Origin of the sequence: Marinobacter albus (assembly GCF_030238305.1) — a bacterium.
GTDB lineage: Bacteria > Pseudomonadota > Gammaproteobacteria > Pseudomonadales > Oleiphilaceae > Marinobacter > Marinobacter albus.
Window position 1 is genome coordinate 657,138 of sequence record NZ_JASSQD010000002.1, and the last position, 18,935, is coordinate 676,072.

20 protein-coding genes are annotated in these 18,935 nt (G+C 60.0%); 8 read left to right on the top strand and 12 right to left on the bottom strand.

Annotated elements, in window-relative coordinates:
* Positions 1-61 precede the first annotated feature (61 nt).
* Both speE and QQF73_RS14490 read left to right on the top strand, forming a co-directional pair.
* Positions 62-943 (top strand): polyamine aminopropyltransferase, encoded by an 882-nt coding sequence (gene speE, locus QQF73_RS14485; protein ID WP_345782967.1) that lies wholly within the window; start codon positions 62-64, stop codon positions 941-943.
* 99 nt (positions 944-1,042) lie between these two features.
* Positions 1,043-1,237, top strand: a complete 195-nt coding sequence (locus QQF73_RS14490) for a DUF6316 family protein (RefSeq protein WP_219867926.1) — start codon at positions 1,043-1,045, stop codon at positions 1,235-1,237.
* Positions 1,238-1,303: 66 nt separating this feature from the next.
* Here the strand turns inward: QQF73_RS14490 and QQF73_RS14495 are convergent, their stop codons facing one another.
* On the bottom strand, positions 1,304-2,587 hold the full coding sequence (locus QQF73_RS14495; RefSeq protein ID WP_219867927.1) for an ammonium transporter: 1,284 nt from the start codon (positions 2,585-2,587) through the stop codon (positions 1,304-1,306).
* Positions 2,588-2,659: 72 nt separating this feature from the next.
* Complete coding sequence (glnK, locus tag QQF73_RS14500) at positions 2,660-2,998, bottom strand: P-II family nitrogen regulator (RefSeq protein ID WP_004578958.1); 339 nt, start codon at positions 2,996-2,998, stop codon at positions 2,660-2,662.
* 382 nt (positions 2,999-3,380) lie between these two features.
* Between glnK and QQF73_RS14505 the strand changes: the two genes are divergently transcribed.
* From QQF73_RS14505 to trmB, 3 genes are all read left to right on the top strand, one after another.
* Complete coding sequence (locus tag QQF73_RS14505) at positions 3,381-3,635, top strand: accessory factor UbiK family protein (protein ID WP_219867928.1); 255 nt, start codon at positions 3,381-3,383, stop codon at positions 3,633-3,635.
* A 70-nt stretch (positions 3,636-3,705) separates the two neighbouring features.
* Positions 3,706-5,238 carry a YifB family Mg chelatase-like AAA ATPase gene (locus tag QQF73_RS14510; protein ID WP_285368626.1) on the top strand — a complete coding sequence of 511 codons (1,533 nt, stop codon included), beginning with the start codon at positions 3,706-3,708 and terminating at the stop codon, positions 5,236-5,238.
* A 73-nt stretch (positions 5,239-5,311) separates the two neighbouring features.
* Positions 5,312-6,046: a tRNA (guanosine(46)-N7)-methyltransferase TrmB gene (gene trmB, locus QQF73_RS14515; protein WP_285368627.1), complete on the top strand. Its 735-nt coding sequence runs from the start codon at positions 5,312-5,314 to the stop codon at positions 6,044-6,046.
* A 19-nt stretch (positions 6,047-6,065) separates the two neighbouring features.
* Here the strand turns inward: trmB and QQF73_RS14520 are convergent, their stop codons facing one another.
* The 10 genes from QQF73_RS14520 to QQF73_RS14565 form a co-directional block, all read right to left on the bottom strand.
* Entirely contained in the window at positions 6,066-6,599 is a 534-nt protein-coding gene (locus tag QQF73_RS14520; protein ID WP_219867931.1) for a hypothetical protein, read from the bottom strand.
* The gene (hemW, locus tag QQF73_RS14525) at positions 6,599-7,729 is read right to left on the bottom strand and encodes a radical SAM family heme chaperone HemW (protein ID WP_219868147.1); all 1,131 of its coding nucleotides are present in this window, start codon (positions 7,727-7,729) and stop codon (positions 6,599-6,601) included. Before hemW ends, QQF73_RS14520 begins: the two co-directional genes overlap by 1 nt.
* A 22-nt stretch (positions 7,730-7,751) precedes the next feature.
* Positions 7,752-8,363, bottom strand: coding sequence for an RdgB/HAM1 family non-canonical purine NTP pyrophosphatase (gene rdgB, locus QQF73_RS14530; RefSeq protein WP_285368628.1), 612 nt, complete (start codon positions 8,361-8,363; stop codon positions 7,752-7,754).
* Positions 8,364-8,370: 7 nt separating this feature from the next.
* The gene (locus QQF73_RS14535) at positions 8,371-8,832 is read right to left on the bottom strand and encodes a DUF4426 domain-containing protein (protein WP_219867933.1); all 462 of its coding nucleotides are present in this window, start codon (positions 8,830-8,832) and stop codon (positions 8,371-8,373) included.
* On the bottom strand, positions 8,829-9,434 hold the full coding sequence (metW, locus tag QQF73_RS14540; RefSeq protein WP_219867934.1) for a methionine biosynthesis protein MetW: 606 nt from the start codon (positions 9,432-9,434) through the stop codon (positions 8,829-8,831). Before metW ends, QQF73_RS14535 begins: the two co-directional genes overlap by 4 nt.
* A complete protein-coding gene (gene metX / locus QQF73_RS14545; protein WP_219867935.1) occupies positions 9,431-10,579 on the bottom strand; it encodes a homoserine O-succinyltransferase MetX in 1,149 nt (382 codons plus the stop codon). Before metX ends, metW begins: the two co-directional genes overlap by 4 nt.
* 125 nt (positions 10,580-10,704) lie before the next feature.
* Positions 10,705-12,669, bottom strand: coding sequence for a dynamin family protein (locus tag QQF73_RS14550; protein WP_285368629.1), 1,965 nt, complete (start codon positions 12,667-12,669; stop codon positions 10,705-10,707).
* 238 nt (positions 12,670-12,907) lie between these two features.
* A complete protein-coding gene (locus tag QQF73_RS14555) occupies positions 12,908-13,492 on the bottom strand; it encodes a YggT family protein (protein WP_219867937.1) in 585 nt (194 codons plus the stop codon).
* A 22-nt stretch (positions 13,493-13,514) separates the two neighbouring features.
* On the bottom strand, positions 13,515-14,348 hold the full coding sequence (gene proC / locus QQF73_RS14560; RefSeq protein WP_219867938.1) for a pyrroline-5-carboxylate reductase: 834 nt from the start codon (positions 14,346-14,348) through the stop codon (positions 13,515-13,517).
* A gap of 62 nt (positions 14,349-14,410) precedes the next feature.
* On the bottom strand, positions 14,411-15,115 hold the full coding sequence (locus QQF73_RS14565) for a YggS family pyridoxal phosphate-dependent enzyme (protein ID WP_219867939.1): 705 nt from the start codon (positions 15,113-15,115) through the stop codon (positions 14,411-14,413).
* Positions 15,116-15,256: 141 nt separating this feature from the next.
* Between QQF73_RS14565 and QQF73_RS14570 the strand changes: the two genes are divergently transcribed.
* The 3 genes from QQF73_RS14570 to QQF73_RS14580 all read left to right on the top strand — a co-directional run bounded on the left by QQF73_RS14570 (position 15,257) and on the right by QQF73_RS14580 (position 18,929).
* Positions 15,257-16,291: a type IV pilus twitching motility protein PilT gene (locus QQF73_RS14570; protein ID WP_219867940.1), complete on the top strand. Its 1,035-nt coding sequence runs from the start codon at positions 15,257-15,259 to the stop codon at positions 16,289-16,291.
* A gap of 41 nt (positions 16,292-16,332) precedes the next feature.
* Positions 16,333-17,454, top strand: a complete 1,122-nt coding sequence (locus QQF73_RS14575; protein WP_219867941.1) for a PilT/PilU family type 4a pilus ATPase — start codon at positions 16,333-16,335, stop codon at positions 17,452-17,454.
* A 101-nt stretch (positions 17,455-17,555) separates the two neighbouring features.
* Complete coding sequence (locus QQF73_RS14580; RefSeq protein ID WP_416383215.1) at positions 17,556-18,929, top strand: OmpP1/FadL family transporter; 1,374 nt, start codon at positions 17,556-17,558, stop codon at positions 18,927-18,929.
* Positions 18,930-18,935 lie beyond the last annotated feature (6 nt).

Here is an 18,935-nt window from a genome sequence, read left to right on the forward strand (position 1 = left end):
GGGTGGCATCCCTACAATACGCCTTTTGACCCCGCTTACGGACCACAGCAGGAGAAACATGATGACGGCATTGAACGAAGGCTGGTTTACCGAGGTGTTTCAGGATCAGGGAACCGCCTTTTCCCTGCAGGTGAAGAAGAAACTGCATGAAGAGCAGACCCCGTTCCAGAAACTGGAAATCTATGAAACCGAGACCTTCGGCAATCTTATGGTACTGGATGGCTGTGTGATGCTCACCAGCCGGGACAACTTCCTGTATCACGAGATGATGACCCATCCGGCCCTGTTCACGCATAAAGACCCGAAAAAAGTGGTGATTGTCGGTGGTGGTGACTGCGGCACCCTGAGGGAAGTGCTCAAACACCCCGGGGTGGAAGAAGCCTGGCAGGTGGAGATCGACGAGCGGGTGACCCGCATGTCCGAGAAGTACTTTCCGGAGCTGTGCGAATCCAACGGAGATCCTCGAGCCAACTTCTTTTTCGGCGACGGAATCCAGTGGGTCCGCGATATCGAGCCGAACAGCCTGGATCTCATTATCATCGACAGCACCGATCCGGTGGGCCCGGCTGAAGGCCTGTTTGCGCTCGACTTCTATCGCGACGCGATGCTGGCCCTGCGTGACGGCGGCCTGATCGTGCAGCAGAGCGAATCGCCCCTGCTGCACACCAACACCATCATCAAGTCGATCCACGAGGATATGCGCAAGGCCGGCTTTGACCATGTCCAGACCCTGCCGTTCCCGCAACCGGTGTACCCGACCGGCTGGTGGAGTTGTACCATGGCCGGAAAAGACAAACCGGTCCGCTACTTCCGAGAGGAGGACGCCGACAACCGTCCGTTCGTGACGCGTTATTACAACGCCGGCGTTCATAACGGAGCCCTGGCCATGCCCCAGTTCATGCTGGATGCCCTGGAGGATCCCGTTCTACCCGGTGAAGCCTGAAGCGCTCGTCGACTCGACAGCCTGACCAATTTGGCTACACTCAGGGGTGTGCTCAGAAAGTGAGTGGTGCCGTGGTTCGCTGTGCAGGAGATGTGGAAAATGGATGTACGCAAGGGTGAGGCAGAACGTCACTGGTTTCGCAGTGATCGGTTCGAGTTGGTGAATGGACAATGGTATTTTCAGACCCGAGAGGGATCGCTCGAAGGTCCATTCGACAATATCAGGGAGGCACAGATGGAATTGCTGCTGTATCTGCGCCACTCCGACGATGTGCTATACAGCGGTACAGGCTGAAAACGCGCAACCAAGAAACAAAAAAGGCGCCCCGAGGGGCGCCCTTTTTGATCCTGTCAGCTGGGATTACGGCTTGGTGCTGACAAACTCCGGGTAGGCTTCCATACCACACTCGGACAGATCCACACCTTCGTACTCGTCTTCTTCGGAGACCCTGATGCCCATGATGGCTTTCAGGATGCCCCAGACGATGAGGCTGGTACCGAAGACCCAGACGAAGATGGTGAGCATGCCCACGAGCTGACCCATGAAGGTCGCGTCTGCGTCGGACAGCAGAACTGCGAAGATGCCCCAGATACCGACCACACCGTGGACGGAGATGGCACCGACCGGATCGTCGATACGCAGCTTGTCGAGGGTGACGATGGAGAAGACCACTATCACACCACCAACGGCACCGATGATGGTGGCCAGCAGCGGAGACGGATCAGCCGGCTCAGCGGTGATCGCTACGAGACCAGCCAGGGCGCCGTTCAGGGCCATGGTCAGGTCAGCCTTGCCGAACATGATGCGTGCCACGATCAGCGCGCCGATCAGACCGCCCGCTGCGGCAGCGTTGGTGTTCAGGAACACGTTCGCAACTTCGTTGGCGACGCCGATACCACCCAGTTTCAGGGTAGAGCCACCGTTAAAGCCGAACCAGCCCATCCACAGGATGAAGGTACCAAGCGTTGCCAGTGGCAGGTTGGCGCCCGGGAAGGCCTTGATCTGGCCGTTCGCGCCGTACTTGCCCTTACGAGCGCCCAGCAGCAGGACGCCAGCCAGAGCGGCAGCTGCACCAGCCATGTGAACGATACCGGAACCGGCATAGTCGCTGTAGCTCAGCTCGTAGATACCGAATACGGAATCACCGTTCCAGGTCCAGGAACCCTGCATCGGGTAGATCACGCCACACATGACAACGGCGAAGGCCAGGAAGGCCCACAGCTTCATGCGCTCGGCGACCGCACCGGAAACGATGGACATGGCAGTGGCAACGAAGACCACCTGGAAGAAGAAGTCGGAAGCACCGCTGTACTCACCCATGTCGCCAAAGCCCGCTTCGGTCGAAGCAGCCAGAACGCCGGCTACTGCCGCGTCGTCCATTTCAGCAACGGTGGTGATGCCGCTCAGGAAGATACCGCCGCCGTACATGATGTCGTAGCCGCAGATCAGGTACATAGTGCAGGCAACGGCGAACAGGGCAATGTTTTTGGTCAGGATTTCAGTGGTGTTTTTCGCACGCACCAGACCCGCTTCCAGCATTGCGAAACCCGCGGCCATCCACATGACCAGGGCACCGCACACCAGGAAGTAGAAGGTGTCCATTGCGTACTGCAGTTCAAAGATATGATTAAGATTGCTTTCCATGTGAAGCCCTCCGCACGAGGCTTTTCAGGTTATAAATTTTTTTGCGTTGGCTGTTCGTTTATTCGAGCTGGATCAGACCGCTTCTTCGCCGGTTTCGCCAGTCCGGATCCGGATGGCTTGCTCCAGTTCAGTCACGAAGATCTTGCCGTCACCGATCTTGCCGGTGTTGGCCGCCTTGGTGATGGATTCGATGACCTGGTCAAGCAGGTTGTCGCCGATGGCAACTTCCACCTTAACCTTGGGCAGGAAATCCACTACGTATTCCGCGCCACGGTAAAGCTCTGTGTGGCCTTTCTGCCGACCGAAGCCTTTGACTTCAGTGACGGTTACGCCTTGCACTCCAATCTCGGATAGTGCCTCACGGACATCATCCAATTTGAAAGGCTTGATGATCGCTGTCACAAGTTTCATTGCTTTCTCCTTGATATAGCCGTCTCAGCAGAGAGGGCCCGTCGGCCATTTGCTGAGTTCGGGATGCTGCCACCTCGCACACCAATTGTGCGGATTGCGTGCGAGACCTGTAGCATCGTATGTGCCAACGCAAAAAAAACATTAAATAACAGTGCGTTACCTAATGTCTGTCCCAGTTTGGAGCAAAAGCGTGCACCAAAAATGGGCGCTGTACCCCGGAATGAGCCAAATTAGAGCGGGCTCTGTCGGAGCGTCGTCGGGCATTATACCGTCGACCGGATACAGTATGGCAGGGGCTGCGGTGTGATACACTCCCGCGAAGCGGTTACAGGCCCTGTCCTTTGGTCTGGATCGTCCATTATTTGAACCAGCGAGGTGATGCGTGAAAGGTCCGCAGGATTTTTTCTCCCAGTTGCAGGGCCAGTTTGGCCAGTTCGTTCCCGATATGGCCCGTGCTGCCCGGGAAGACTTTGAGGCTCAGGCGCGGGCCACCGTGATGGCCGTGCTGTCTCGCCTGGAACTGGTTACCCGGGAAGAGTTTGATGCCCAACAGGCCGTGTTGATGAAGACCCGTGAGAAGGTCGAGGCCCTTGAACGCCGGGTTACTGATCTCGAGCAGAAACTGCAGGACCAATAACCTGTAGTGGGCCGGCAGGATGCCGCGCCCGACTATCTCACCTGCTGCCAACAGACCATGGAAGGTTGTCATGCTTGCTATTGTTCATTCCCGCGCCAGTATTGGCGTATCCGCTCCCGCGGTGACCGTCGAAGTCCATCTCTCGGGTGGCCTGCCCGCACTCTCCATCGTCGGTCTGCCGGAAACCGGTGTCAGGGAAAGCAAGGACCGGGTTCGCAGTGCCCTGCTCAATGCCGGTTTTGAGTTTCCTGCCCGCCGGATCACCATCAATCTGGCGCCCGCCGACCTGCCTAAAGAGGGTGGTCGATTCGATTTGCCCATTGCGCTTGGCATTCTGACCGCCTCTGGCCAGCTTCCTCCCGACAGCCTCAGTACGCTGGAATTTGTCGGAGAATTGTCCCTTGATGGTGCACTCCGTCCTCTGAAGGGCATTCTTCCCGCAGTGCTCGCAGCCCGCGGCGATGGTCGTGTTCTGCTGGTGCCCCAGGCCAACGCCGAGGAAGCCGCACTGGCCAGCCAGGAGGATGTTCTGGCGGCGGGGCACCTACTGACCGTGTGTGAGCATCTCTCAGCCCGCGCAAGACTGATCCCGATTGGGAGGGCATCAGCGCTGCTCAATTCGGCGGGGGCCGGGGACGTGCCGGACCTGTCCGATGTTCGCGGCCAGGCCGTTCCCCGGCGAGCCCTGGAAGTGGCCGCGGCCGGAAACCACAATCTGCTGTTCTTCGGGCCGCCCGGCACCGGCAAGAGCATGCTGGCCAGTCGCCTGCCGGGGATTCTGCCGGCCTTGAGCGATGAAGCCGCCATGGAGGTCGCCAGTGTGCATTCGGTTGCGGGCCTGGTGTCAGGGACCGAAGGATGGCGCAGGCCTCCGTTTCGCGCGCCCCACCATACCGCGTCCGCCGTGGCGATGGTTGGTGGTGGCAGCAGTCCCCGGCCAGGGGAGATCTCCCTCGCCCATCGCGGCGTACTTTTCCTCGACGAGTTACCGGAGTTCGAACGCCGGGTGCTTGAGGTGCTGCGAGAACCCATGGAAACCGGGGAAATTGCCATCAGCCGGGCGGCACGGCAGGTTCGTTTCCCCGCCTCTTTCCAGGTGTTGGGAGCGATGAACCCTTGCCCGTGCGGATTCAGCGGGCACCCCACTGTTGAGTGCCAGTGCACACCTCAGCAGGTTCTGCGCTACCGATCGAAAATTTCCGGACCGCTTCTGGACCGGTTCGATTTACACGTCGAGGTGCCGGTTCAGAGCGGCGATCTCCTGATGCGACCGGGCGGGGAGGGGGAATCCAGTGCGGTGATTGCCGCCCGGGTTGCTGAGGCTCGATCGCGTCAGGCTGCCCGCGGGCATCTGAATTCGGCTTTGTCAGGCCGGGTTCTGCACGAGGCCTGTCGGCTGGATGGGCCGGGTGAGCGCCTGTTGTCTGGCGCGATGGAGAAGCTGGGGCTTTCGGCGCGAGCGCTGCACCGCATTCTCAGGGTGGCCCGGACCCTCGCGGACCTTGAAGGTTGTGACGCGCTGGCCCAGGCGCATCTCGTCGAAGCGCTGGGGTATCGCCAGCTTGACCGCCGGCAGGGGCAGAACTCGCTGGTGTCCTCTTGAGTCCGTTGTCTCTGGTAAACTGTCGCCAACAATCCGTTTAATCAGACCCGCAATTCGCGGTTGAGGATTTCAGATGACCGACCAGAATGACCCACAAGAGCCGAAAGACGCGGTCGCCGATTCGCCGATCACAATGCGTCGAGGGGTGCGCAGCTTTGTCCTGCGCCAGGGCCGGATGACCGAGGGCCAGAAGAAAGCGTATGAGCGCAGCTGGCCTAAATACGGCCTGACCCGAGAGGATGGCATGATCGATCCGCGTCAGGTGTTCGGGCGTGATGCCATGCTCAATCTGGAGATCGGGTTTGGCATGGGCAAGTCGCTGGCCGATATGGCCGAGGCTGCGCCTGAGCAGGATTTCATCGGCGTCGAGGTTCACCTACCCGGGGTAGGTGCGCTGCTGAAGGAACTGGAAGATCGAGGTCTGGAGAATGTCCGGATTTACAACATTGACGCCAATGACGTCATCGATCTGTATTTGCCGGATGCCTGTCTTGATCGGGTCATGGTGTTTTTCCCGGACCCTTGGCACAAGAAAAAGCACCACAAGCGCCGGCTGATCCAGCCGGAGTTTGTTCAGCGGCTTCGTCACAAGTTGCGGGTGGGTGGCATTCTGCACCTGGCGACGGACTGGGAGAACTACTCCGAGCACATGATGGAGGTGATGAGCGAGTCGGAAGGCTTTGCCAATACCCAGGCCGTGGGTGAGTTTTCACCGCGGCCAGACGATCGCCCGATCACCAAGTTCGAGAAACGCGGGGAAGGACTCGGACACGGGGTATGGGACCTGCTGTTCTATCGCACCAACTGACCGGTGAGGGGTTACTCCGTCATCCGTGGGCCAGCGGATGGCGGCGGGCGGCCCGGATAATCACCAGGCCGGCGATCCCGAGGGTAAGGCCGGTGAACTTGACCAGCGCACAGATCGTAGCGGACAGGCTGATCACGTCGGTGGGCGGGTTGAAATTGTTCAGCAGGAGAATGTTTTCGGTGGCATCGCTCAGTCCGGCAGCCAGAAACAGGGCGCGGATCCAACGAGCGACCATGCGTTCGCGGACGCCGGGGCGGTCTCGCATCAAGTGCCGGGTGAGCTGAACGAGCGCAAGGACGTAGGCGGGGATAAACAGAAAATCCAGCCACAGTGACATCTGTGCCCAGACCACACCTTCCGGCCGCCAGCTGCGAACAATCGCATGGGCCTGCTCAGCCGTGCCGGCCATCTGGAAGCTGACAATGCCCTGGGGAGCGGAACCGGTCTGCAGGGGTTGATTGACCAACAACAGGGTGCCAAGCAACACCAGCACCGCAATCAGGGATGCCTTCAGTCCTCTCGGCAGTGCTGCAAGTTCTTTTGCCCAGTCCATTACAGAAAACGCTCCAACAGGGTGTTCAGGTATCGCTGGCCCAGATCGGTGGCCTGGATGCGATGCCCTTCCAGCAGCTTCTCACCACGCAGCTGTTTAAGTTTTACCGCAACTGAGGCCAGCGGTAAACCGGTATGCTCGGTAAACAGTCCTTCATCGACGCCGTCGGTCAGGCGCAGGGCATTCATCAGGAACTCCAGTGGCAGGTCTTCGGGCGCAATGCTCTCCGCCCCTGCCGTTCGGCTGCCGATCCGGTTTAGGTAGGCGTCGGGCTGCCGGGTCTTCCAGTAGCGGCGAATGCTGCCGTCGGTCAGGCTGATTTTGCCGTGGGCGCCGGCTCCAAGGGCCAGGTAATCCCCGAAAGTCCAATAGTTGAGGTTGTGGCGCGAGGCCATGCCCGGCTGGCTCCAGGCCGACACTTCGTAATCACGTAATCCCCGCTGTCTGAGGTAGTCCGCTCCGCGACGGTAGATCTCCCAGAGCCTGTCGTCATCGGGCAGGTCGGGAGGGCGGCTGTAGAACTCGGTGTTCGGTTCCAGCGTCAACTGATACCAGGACAGATGCGGAGGGTTATGACTGAGTGCGGCTTCCAGGTCCGCAATGGCATCCTCCGGTGTTTGATTGGGCAAACCATGCATCAGATCAACGTTGAAGTTGGTAAAGCCGGCCTGAAGGGCCGCCTCAATTGCCCGGTGGGCGGCGTTGTTGTCGTGGATGCGACCGAGGGTGGTCAGGTGCGCCGGGTTAAAGCTCTGGACGCCGATGGAGAGTCGGTTGATCCCTGCCGCCCGGAACGCCTCGAATCGCCCCTGTTCCAGGGTGCCCGGATTGGCCTCCAGGGTGATTTCGGCATCGGTGGCGAAGTTCAGTCGGCTGCGAAGTTCCCGGAACAGACGCCGATAGAATTCGCCGCTCATCAGCGACGGCGTGCCGCCACCGATGAACACGGTCTGGATTTCCCGGGCGCCTGCAGCGGCCAGATCCTGGTCCAGATCCTCCAGCATCGCCTTGAGGTAACGATCTTCCGGGATCTCGCCCTTGACGGCGTGGGAGTTGAAGTCGCAATAGGGACACTTGCGAACGCACCAGGGTACGTGCAGGTACAGGCTGAGTGGCGGTCGGACCGCCATCGTGGCTGGGGCGGTCACCGGACTAGGCTCCTGCTCTTAGCTGCTGGGCCAATAGCGAGAGGGCCCGCCCGCGGTGACTGATCCGGCTCTTTTCCGCACGGGTCAGTTCGGCGGCGCTGCATTGGTGCTCGGGCACCCAGAACACCGGATCGTATCCAAAACCGCCGTCGCCCCTCGCCTCATTCAGGATCGCCCCTGGCCATCGGCCATGACAAACGATTGGCGTCGGATCATCGGCGTGGCGCAGGAACACGAGCACGCAATGGAATTGCGCCGTTCGGCGCGGTTCCGGGGCATCAGCCATAGTTGCCAGCAGCGCCTTTACGTTCTCCTCGTCGCTGGCATTGGCGCCGGCGTATCGGGCTGAGCGCACGCCAGGCTCCCCGCCCAGGCAGTCGACGGACAGGCCACTGTCGTCTGCCAGTGCCGGCAAGCCGGTTTCACGGGCGGCGTGACGGGCCTTGAGAATGGCGTTCTCCACGAACGTCACCGCCGGCTCTTCCGCCTCGCCGACCCCGAGTTCCCCCTGGGCGATGGGCGTCAGGCCCAGCGGCGCCAGCAGGTCCGCCAGTTCTGCGATCTTGCCTTTGTTGTTGCTGGCGATCACCAGCTTGTCTGCGGTTGGCTCTGGCATCGGTAATTCAGTCACTAAACAGTGTGTGGGCAAACCGTACCGGCAGGTCCCGGGTGGCCCCGGTCGGGCGCGCGGTGATGTTGAAGGTCATAAGTTCGCCGGAGCTGTACTGATATTCCGCGATAAAGTAGACCGCATCACCTTCCTGGATCCGCCGGAACGCCAGGAACCGCACCTGCTGGACGTCATTGGTGACCTTGCCTTCAACCTGACCACTGACTGGGGATAGAGTTCCATCGTCATTCTCTTTCATGATGGAAATGTTCACGATGCCAATGCCTTTGCTTCGCTGCAGGTCATTGGCCCGGGCAACTTCCGGCGCTATGAACGTGCTGGGCAGTACGCTCCAGTGCACCTGGTAGTCCCCGAAATCGGTGTTTCCGGCCGCCTGGGCGTGGATTGAGAATCCAGGCCAGAGCAGTGCGAACAGGGCAAACTGGATGAGGGTTCGACGCCTTGCGGTGATCATTGCTCGTTCTCCCGTGTGATGCGGTAAATGGCAATTTCCCCCAACAGGTTGGGCCACAGTCGGGCCAGCCAGCTGTTCTGGTGCTGGCCATCAACCACCCGTCGGCTCTTGATGCGAATGCCTTTCTGGCGGCACAGGGCTTCAAAATCCTTGAAGGTGCACAACCGGATGTTGGGGGTGTTATACCATTTATACGGTAGTGCTTCGGATTCGGGCATGCGACCGCTGAGTGCCAGTCCCCAGCGCAGTCGCCAGTGGGCAAAGTTGGGGAAGGTGACGATGCCTTCGCGGCCTACCCGCAACATTTCATCCAGCACCTTGTCCGGCCGGCGCACGGCCTGGAGGGCCTGGGTCATCAGGACGGTGTCAAAGCTGGCATCATCAAAATTGCCGAGTCCCTGGGTGTCGATGTTCTGCTCGATCACCGCCACGCCCCGGCCCATGCACGTGGTTATGTGTTCCGGGTTGATCTCCAGGCCAAAACCACTGGCGCCGCGTTCCCGTTGCAGGTAGTCGAGCAGGGTGCCGTCGCCGCAGCCAAGATCGAGCACATGATGCCCGGGCTTGATCCACTGCTGGATAATTTCGAGGTCCGGTCTCATGCGCCTACCTCCCGTGCAACGCGATCCATATAGGCGGTGAAGACATCGGTATACCTCGGGGTTGGAATCAGGAAGGCATCATGGCCCCAGGGCGCGTCAATCTCGGAATAACTGACTTTCCGGCGGGCGGCGATCATGGCATTGACCATTTCCTCGGACCGACCCGGGTTGAAACGCCAGTCGGTGCTGAAGGACAGCACTAGAAACTCGCATTTGGTGCCGGCCAGGGCCCGGGAGAGATCGCCGCCGTAGTCGTAGGCCGGGTCAAAGTAATCCAGCGCCCGGGTCATCAGCAGATAGGTATTGGCGTCGAAGGTTTCGGAAAAGCGCTCGCCCTGGTATCGAAGGTAGCTTTCCACCTGGAACTCGGCGTCGTAGCCAAACTTGTAGGCCTGGTCCCGCAGTTCGCGACCGAATTTTTCGCCCATGGAGGCGTCGGACAGGTAGGTGATGTGCCCCACCATCCTGGCCAGCATCAGGCCGCGCCGGGGCACGACGTCGAAATCGTAGTAGCGCCCGCCGTGAAATTCCCGGTCCGAGGTGATCGCCTGTCGGGCGACCTCGTTGAACGCGATGTTCTGGGCCGTCAGTCTGGGTGTGGACGCAATCACCACCGAGTGTTTGAGTCGGTCGGGATAATCCAGGCTCCACTGCAGCGCCTGCATGCCGCCCAGCGACCCGCCGACAACGGCGGCCCAGCACTGGATGCCCAGCCGGTCGGCGAGCAGGGCCTGGCTCTTTACCCAATCGCCGACGGTAATGACCGGAAAATCCGGGCCATAGGGCTTGCCCGTGGCCGGATTGTTGCTGCTGGGCCCGGTACTGCCGTGACAGCCGCCCAGGTTGTTCAGGCTCACCACAAAGAATCGATTGGTGTCGATGGGCTTGCCGGGGCCAATGCAACTGTCCCACCAGCCGGGCTTGCGCTCGTCCATGGCATGGTAACCGGCGGCGTGGTGATGCCCGCTCAGAGCATGGCAGATCAGGACGGCGTTGGTGGCGTCCGCGTTCAGTTCGCCGTAGGTCTCAACAACCAGGTCGTAGCTGTCCAGCGCCTGACCGCAGGCCAGATCTATGGGCGTATCAAAATGATAAATCTGCGGGGAAACAATCCCGACAGAATCCGCAGGGAGGGAATCGGGCATTGGCGCGACAGGTTCCTGGTTCGATCCGTAAGTGTCTGGAACAGCAATGACAAAGTCATTGCCAGCCCAGCAGTTTAAAGCCGGGCCGTCATGGCTGCAACCGGAGGCGCTGTGGGCGCCGGAGCTTAGACTGCCCCGGAGATATTGACGACCTTCTGCTGGATCAAGGTCGGAGCCGGTTTCCGGATCTGACGCTGCATGGCGTCGGCCAGTTCCAGTTGGCGCCGCAGGTCTGAAATGGTGTGGTTCAGTCGTTCCCGCTCGGCCCGACCATCGCGGTCACTGCGAACCATGTCCCGCAAGCGCCGGATCTGGTGCTCCAGGAGCTGCTTCTGTTCCATGGAGTACTGCATGATGGGCAGCAGCGCCTCCTGGGGCCAGCGCTCGACATCGGCCCGGACCCGGCCATGCAGCGTCCTGGCTTCGCCGACCATGACGTTGAAGAAACGGCGCACCAGCAGGGATTGCTCGGTCAGCAGGTTCTTGGGGCTGATGCGGAAACGCCGGGCTTTCTTGCGAAGTTCGCGAATGGCGATTACGTGCCGGCCCGACCGCAGCGGAATCGGCTCGAGATGACGGGCCCGGGTGTCTTCGTTATAGCGACGGTAGATGGCGCCTACCATTTTCTCCGCCAGATGCCCTTCGCTCAGCAGGTTGGTCAGGTCGCTTTCCAGCAATTCAAAAAACTGGTCCATGGCACGATTCATTCCGGCGGTGGTCCAGCTTTTCGACATGGAGTGGCGAATCCGGTCGGCATGGCCCTCGAAACGCTCCTCGCTGACCAGGTTTTTCAGCAGCTCACCCTGTGAATTCATCAGGCGGCGGCTGGAACGCAGGGTGATCAGCTTCTTGTAGTAGAAGTCGTAATCCTTCTGGGCTCGGTCGGCCAGTCGGCTCAGGGCTTGTTTGTCCATGGTGACGCCGGAACAGGCCTCAAGCTCTTCCTCCAGGGAATCGAGCCGGGTTTGCATGGCGGCCTGGCTGTTCTGAAGCATGCCCAGGAGGTCATTGATCAGGCTCTGGGTGATCAGCTGTTCTTTGTGCATCAGGATGCGCTGGATAATGAGCTGTTCCAGCCGCCCGATGTTGGAGCGATCAAACAGGTCTTCGTCCTGCCGGACACGGGCCACCAAGCCCTGTTTGGCCGACAGTGGGATGACGTCGTGCTGGCGGATGCCGAGATGATCGGCGGTGTAGGTGCGGACCCGATCAATGGCATCCTGAGTGTGCTTTTCGCCCTGCAGGTCGTCCCAGAGCACGTCGATCTTGTTCAGCACCGCAAAGCGCCCGGCACGGTGATCGGCGTGCTCGGTATCGATGTGCTCTTTCCAGATGGTCATGTCGCTGGCGGTTACGCCGGTATCGGCACTCAGCACAAAGATGACGGCGTGTGCCCGGGGCAGCATGCTGATGGTCAGCTCCGGTTCCGAACCCAGTGCGTTCAAGCCGGGTGTGTCCAGAATCCGCAGGCCCCGCTCAAAGAGTGGGTGGCGAATACTGATCTGGGCATTGCGCCACGCCGGTACCAGAACGTTGCCGGGGTTGTTACGGTCGTGCTCCAGCATGTCCTCGTCGAAGCCGAGGTTTCGGGCCTCGTCGGGGGGGACGCTCTTGACCCGGGCCACCTCGGCCAGAACCTCACGCATGATCTCCGGGTCACGCTCGTCCAGTTCGTGCTTGACCCAGCGTTCCGGTTGCTTGCGCAACTGCTGCAGGGACAGCTCCCCGGTTCGGGTCTCAATGGGCAGTAGCAGCAGGTAGTTCTGATTGGCGTTCCGGTCAAAAAATAGTTCTGTAGGGCACATGGTAGTCCGCCCCGCCTGGGACGGCAGCATGCGCTGGCCATATTCCGAGAAGAACAGGGCGTTGATCAGCTCCGTTTTGCCCCGTGAGTATTCACCCACGAAAGCGATGGTCAGTTCGTCTTCAATCAGCAGCTCAAGGCCGTGGCGGATTCGGGTGCTGACATCGTCGGAAAACAGGTTGTTGTCCTGCAGCCATAACCGGTATCGGCCGATCTGGCGAATCAGCTCTTTTTTCCAGTTGTGGTATGCCTCTACCTGCTGCGACAGAGTTCCCTGTTGTTTCATTGGATCTTCCTTCTGCGCGACTACCGGGTGCTTGGGGCACAATGCTTTCGGGTAACGGATTAATTACCGGTAATACTATCCTGTTAACCGGATCTTTGTGGGCGGGTGCTTTGCAGACTGTCGTTGAAATCGGCAGGAATTACAATAAAAAAGCTGCAAAATCAGAGGGATGACTTTGCAGCTTCGGTATTTTGGATTTCGTCGCGAACTGTTACGAAGTGTATCAGTGAGACGCGGTTTACATTCCGAGGCCGATTGAGCCGAGCCCGGCGGCCATTTTCATGTGCTCAATGACGACCGAAATCACGTTCAGAATCAGGAATACGATGATGGGTGAAAGGTCCAGGCCACCCATGGACGGCATGATATTGCGCACCGGGCGCATGACCGGCTCGGTGATCTGGGCCACCAGCTGAATCGCGGGATGGCCGCTGCCCGGAGCAATCCAGCTCACCACCACGACGGCAATCACCGACCAGAAGTAGATCTTCACGATCAGGTCCAGGACGCTGAGCACCGCCCAAACCAGCAAGGTGACGGGGTTGATGGCGGGAATGCCGCCGTTCAGGGCAATCAGGATCAGGAAAAAGGTGATGGCCTGGATAATGATGGCCAGGACGAGCGAGGCACCATCAATGCCGCCCCAGCCCGGAATGAAACGGCGCAGGGGGCGCAGCAGCGGATTGGTGGCCTTGACCACGAACTGGGAAATAGGATTGTAGAAATCGGCACGGGCCAGCTGCAGCAGGAACCGCAGCAGGACAATGGTCATGTAAAAGGTGGACGCGATGAGCAGGATCGTAATCAGGATTTCTGCCAGCATGAAGCCGTGTCTCCGTTATCGGTTACTGTTTGCCTGCCAGTTCACTGGCCATTTCTTCCGAGCGCCTGAAGGCCGCCTTATACGCTTTGCGGACCAGATCGCGCATGCCGCCTTCTTCAAAGGTGTTGATGGCCTGTTCGGTGGTGCCGCCAGGAGACATGACGTTGCGTTTGAGCTGACCGGGGTCGTCTTCGCTGCGTGCGGCCATTTCCGCGGCCCCGGCCATGGTCTGAATAGCCAGTTCGCGGGCCGTGTCCGGGGCGATGCCCGCTTCGGTGGCCGCCTCTTCCAAGGCTTCAAGCATCAGGAAGAAATAGGCCGGGCCACTGCCGGAGAGGGCTGTGACACCGTGCAGCAGGTTTTCGTCGTCGACCCACAGCGCGGAACCGATGCTCTCGAACACCGACTGGACCATCTTCTTCTGCTCTTCCTCAACCTGGTCGTTGGCGAACAGGCCCGCCGCGCCCTTGCCAACCAGTGACGGGGTGTTGGGCATGACCCGAACCAGGGGGAGGCCGCCGGCCAGCCAACCATCGAGGGTATCTGCTGTCAGTCCGGCCGCGATGGAGACCATCAATGGCCGGGTGTTCTGCACCACGGGAGCGATATCGCGGCAAACGTCCGCCATGACTTGCGGTTTGACCGCAAGGACCACCATGTCTGCCTGCTGGGCGCAGTATCGGTTGTCGGTTGTGACGCTTACGCCGAATTTCTTGCGGATGGACTGCAGGTGGCCATCGTCCGGGGCACTGACCCAGATATCAGCGGCCTTATAGCCGCTGTCCAGCATACCGCCAATGATGGCGCTGGCCATGTTGCCGGCACCAATGAATGAGATGGTTGGTGATGTGCTCAAGGTTCACTCCAACGGTTGATCGGTTAAACGTCCGGACCTGATCATAGCAGGAACGGGCGGTTTCAGCTCTTCGCCGGGCGGGCCCCGAAAACGTCCGTGCCAACCCGCACCCAGGTAGCACCTTCGGCAATGGCCAGCTCCAGATCACCAGACATGCCCATGGAGAGGGTGTCGAGGGGGCCTGCGCCCGGGTGTCTCGCTTTCAGATCCTTCAGCGCCCCAGCGAGTTTGCGGAAGCTGAGGCGCAGATCGGCTTCGGGTTGGTCGGGATCAGGGATTGCCATCAGGCCACGCAGAGACAAATTTGGCAGCTCGCCGATCTCGGAGACCAGGTCGGGCAATTCCTCTAGCCCACATCCCGCCTTGCTGTCTTCTTCGTTTATGTTGACCTGAAGGCAGATATTCAATGGCCCCATGGTCGCGGCTCTCTGTTCGCTGAGCCGGCGGGCTACTTTCAGACGGTCCACGCTGTGTACCCAGGAGAATGCGGCGGCAATCTGGCGGGTCTTGTTTGACTGGATCGGGCCGATGAAGTGCCAGTGGATATCCGGCAGGTCGGCAAGCGCGTCTATCTTGTCGAGGGCTTCCTGAAGGTAGTTTTCCCCGAACGCGGTCTGGCCGGCGGCGATCGCTTCCCGGAGATCTTCGGCCGGACGGGTCTTGCTGACTGCCAACAGGTGCACAGAGCCGGGCTCCCGGCCCGCCTGCAATGTTGCTTTTTGTATGCGTCGGGTTACGCTCCCGATGTTGTCTGCTATGCTGCTCATACTGTGAAATCGCCACGTCCGGTCCGCCACCTGTACGGTGACACGTTACCCACAGGTCACTGAAATGCCAAGTGAACTGCATCGGGGAATCCGCCGGGCCGGCGCTGCCGGAATAAAAGAAAAAGCCTTCCGAGGATTCCTATGGATATTACTGAACTGCTTGCCTTTTCGGCCAAACAGGGTGCGTCTGACTTGCACCTGTCTGCTGGCCTGCCGCCGATGATTCGTGTTGACGGCGATGTCCGTCGGATCAACCTGCCGCCCATGGAGCACAAAGAGGTTCACGGGCTGATCTACGACATCATGAACGACAAGCAGCGTAAGGACTACGAGGAATTCCTGGAAACCGACTTCTCGTTCGAAGTGCCGGGGGTCGCCCGCTTCCGTGTCAACGCCTTCAACCAGAACCGTGGCGCCGGTGCGGTCTTCCGGACCATCCCCTCCAAAGTCCTGACCATGGAAGATCTGGGCATGGGCCAGACCTTCAAGGATATTGCCTCGGTACCCCGTGGCCTCGTGTTGGTGACCGGACCGACCGGTTCCGGTAAGTCCACCACGCTGGCGGCGATGATTGACTACATCAACGACACCCGTTACGAGCATATCCTCACGATCGAGGATCCGATCGAATTCGTGCACGAATCCAAGAAGTGTTTGTTGAACCAGCGGGAAGTGCACCGGGATACCTTGGGCTTTAACGAAGCGCTTCGTTCCGCCCTGCGGGAAGACCCCGACATCATCCTGGTGGGCGAGCTGCGGGACCTGGAGACCATCCGGCTGGCGCTGACTGCGGCCGAAACCGGCCACCTGGTGTTCGGCACCCTGCACACCACCTCGGCCGCCAAGACCATTGACCGGGTCGTCGACGTGTTTCCGGCGGAAGAAAAGTCCATGGTCCGGTCCATGCTGTCCGAGTCGCTGCAGGCGGTTATTTCCCAGACGCTGATGAAGAAAATGGGCGGTGGCCGGATCGCGGCCCACGAGATCATGATCGGTACTGCGGCCATTCGAAACCTGATCCGAGAAGACAAGATCGCCCAGATGTATTCGTCCATCCAGACCGGTGGCTCCCTGGGCATGCAGACCCTGGACCAGTGCCTGGAGCGCCTGCTGCAGAAGGGGCTGATCTCCAGGGATGCGGCACGAGCCAAAGCCAAGATGCCGGACAACTTCTGATCCGCGACTGACAAGAAACAAGAACCGCCACAGGTATTCTCATGGAATTTGAAAAGCTGCTTCGTCTGATGGTTGAAAAAGGGGGCTCGGACCTGTTCATCACGGCAGGAGTTCCGCCCAGCATGAAGGTGAACGGCAAGGTGCTACCGGTCACCAAGAATGCGCTGACTCCGGAACAGACCCGGGAATTCGTCTACGGTGCCATGAACGACAAGCAGCGGGCCGAGTTTGAGGAAAGCCACGAATGCAACTTCGCGATCAGTGCCAGGGGCATCGGCCGTTTCCGGGTGAGCGCCTTCTTCCAGCGGAACCTGTGCGGCATGGTGCTGCGTCGGATCGAGGTGAAGATTCCCCAGATCGATGACCTGTCGTTGCCGGAGGTGGTCAAGGACCTGGCGATGACCAAACGGGGCCTGATCATGTTCGTGGGCGCCACCGGTACCGGCAAGTCAACGTCGCTCGCGGCGATGCTGGGGCATCGGAACCGGAACAGCCGGGGGCATATCATCTCCATCGAAGACCCGATCGAATTCGTCCACCAGCACCAGGGCTGCATCGTTACCCAGCGTGAGGTGGGGATCGATACCGAAAGCTTTGAGGTGGCCCTGAAGAACACCCTGCGTCAGGCGCCCGACGTAATCCTGATCGGCGAGGTCCGGACCCGCCAGACCATGGAGTATTCCGTTCAGTTTGCCGAAACCGGCCACCTGTGCCTGGCGACCCTGCACGCCAACAACGCCAACCAGGCGCTGGACCGGATTATCCAGTTCTTCCCGCCCGAACAGCACAACCAGATCTGGATGGACCTGTCCCTCAACCTCAAGGCGATCGTGGCCCAGCAACTGGTCCCGACACCGGATGGCAAGGGCCGGAAGGCGGTAATCGAGGTCCTGATCAATACGCCTCTGGTGGCCGACATGATCCGCAAGGCCGAGGTGCACAAGCTCAAGGAACTGATGTCCAAATCCACCGAATCGGGCATGCAGACCTTTGATCAGGCACTCTACCGGCTTTACGCGGAAGGTTCGATTACCTATGAAGATGCACTCGCCCACGCCGATTCCGCCAACGATCTGCGTCTGATGATCAAGTTGGGTGCCGATGCCCAGGGAGCGGATCAGTTGTCCTCGACAGTCGACAAGCTGTCGATCCAGGGTGATTAGACAAAAGTCGTAAATTGTTAGTCTCGCGAACCAGTAGGATTGGCATTTGAGGCCATTAGCCCGTGCTGCGTATACTCCGCGCCGAATTAAAAAGGAGATACCTGCACATGAGATCCACACTGCTTGCGCGAGCCGTTCGCCTGACCACTCTGGCCGCCATCACCGGGCCGGCCACGGCGCTGGCTGGCGGTTTTTCCCTGAATGAGCAAAGTGCCAGTGCTATGGGCACGGCGAACGCCGGTGCGGCGGCCAACCCGGAAAATGCCACCACGGTGCTGTTCAATCCGGCTGGCATGAGCCAGCTGTCCGGGACCAATGTCTCGTTTGGTGCCGCAGTACTGGATATTGATGCCGAAGCGAAGCAGGACAGCATTTCCGCAACCCGTGAAAACCCTGCAGTTCCGGTGCGGCCTGCCACCAACGGTGGCGATATTTCCGACCCTGCGGTCCTGCCCAACTTTTACCTGAGCCACGAAGTCAGTGACGAGATCGACGTCGGCTTCGGTATTCACGCGCCCTACGGATTGGCCGCCGATTACGACGACGATTTCGCCGGTCGCTTCTTTGCCGACAAGACCGAGCTGACGGCCATTGCCTTTACACCTTCCGTCTCAGTCAGCAACGGCCAGGGACTGTCTATGGGCGCGGGCCTCAACCTGATCTACGCCGAGGGCCGTCTTACCCGTTATCAGGATCTGAGCTCGACAGCCGGACCGGCTGCGCTTGCCCTGCCCGAGCCCTACGCCGACATCGAAGGCGATGATGTGGCTGTTACCTTCCGGGTGGGTTTCCTCTATGAGCTCTCGAATCGGACTCAGTTCGGCCTGACAGCCCAGACCGGAACCGAGCTGGAACTCAAGGGGGATGCGGAAATCAGTAATGTGCCGGTACCGCCGACCTTCACTGACACTACAACCCTGAATGAAAAGGTGACCGTGCCGTTGGCGATTCCCGAGAGCGTGACCTTTGGCGCCCGGCACCAGCTGACCGACGAGGTCACGGTTCTGGCAGGGGCGACCTACGCCAGGTGGGGGCGTTTCGAGGAGCTGGATATCATCAGCCGGGATCCGAACGGAGAGATTGCTGGCGTCCCGGGAGCCTACATCACCCACATTACCGAGAAGTGGAAGAACACCTGGCAGTTCAACCTTGGCGGAATCTGGCAGGCGACCCCGGCATGGGCGTTCAAGGCAGGCTACGCCTGGGACGAGTCACCCGTTGACCAGTTCGTTACCGCCCGCATTCCCTCGGAAGACCGGCACTGGCTGACCCTGGGTGCCCAGTGGAAGGATGTCCAAAGTGGTTGGGCGGTCGATGCGGCGATTGGTACACTGATTTTTGCCGATGACGCGGAAGTCGATGACCGGTACTACACGCACCAGAACCCGACCCGGCCGAGCTCGGTCGCCAATTATCAGGGCGCTTACGAGTTGAGTGCCTGGAGTGCGTCAGTGCAGGTCAGCAAGGCCTTCTAATCATGA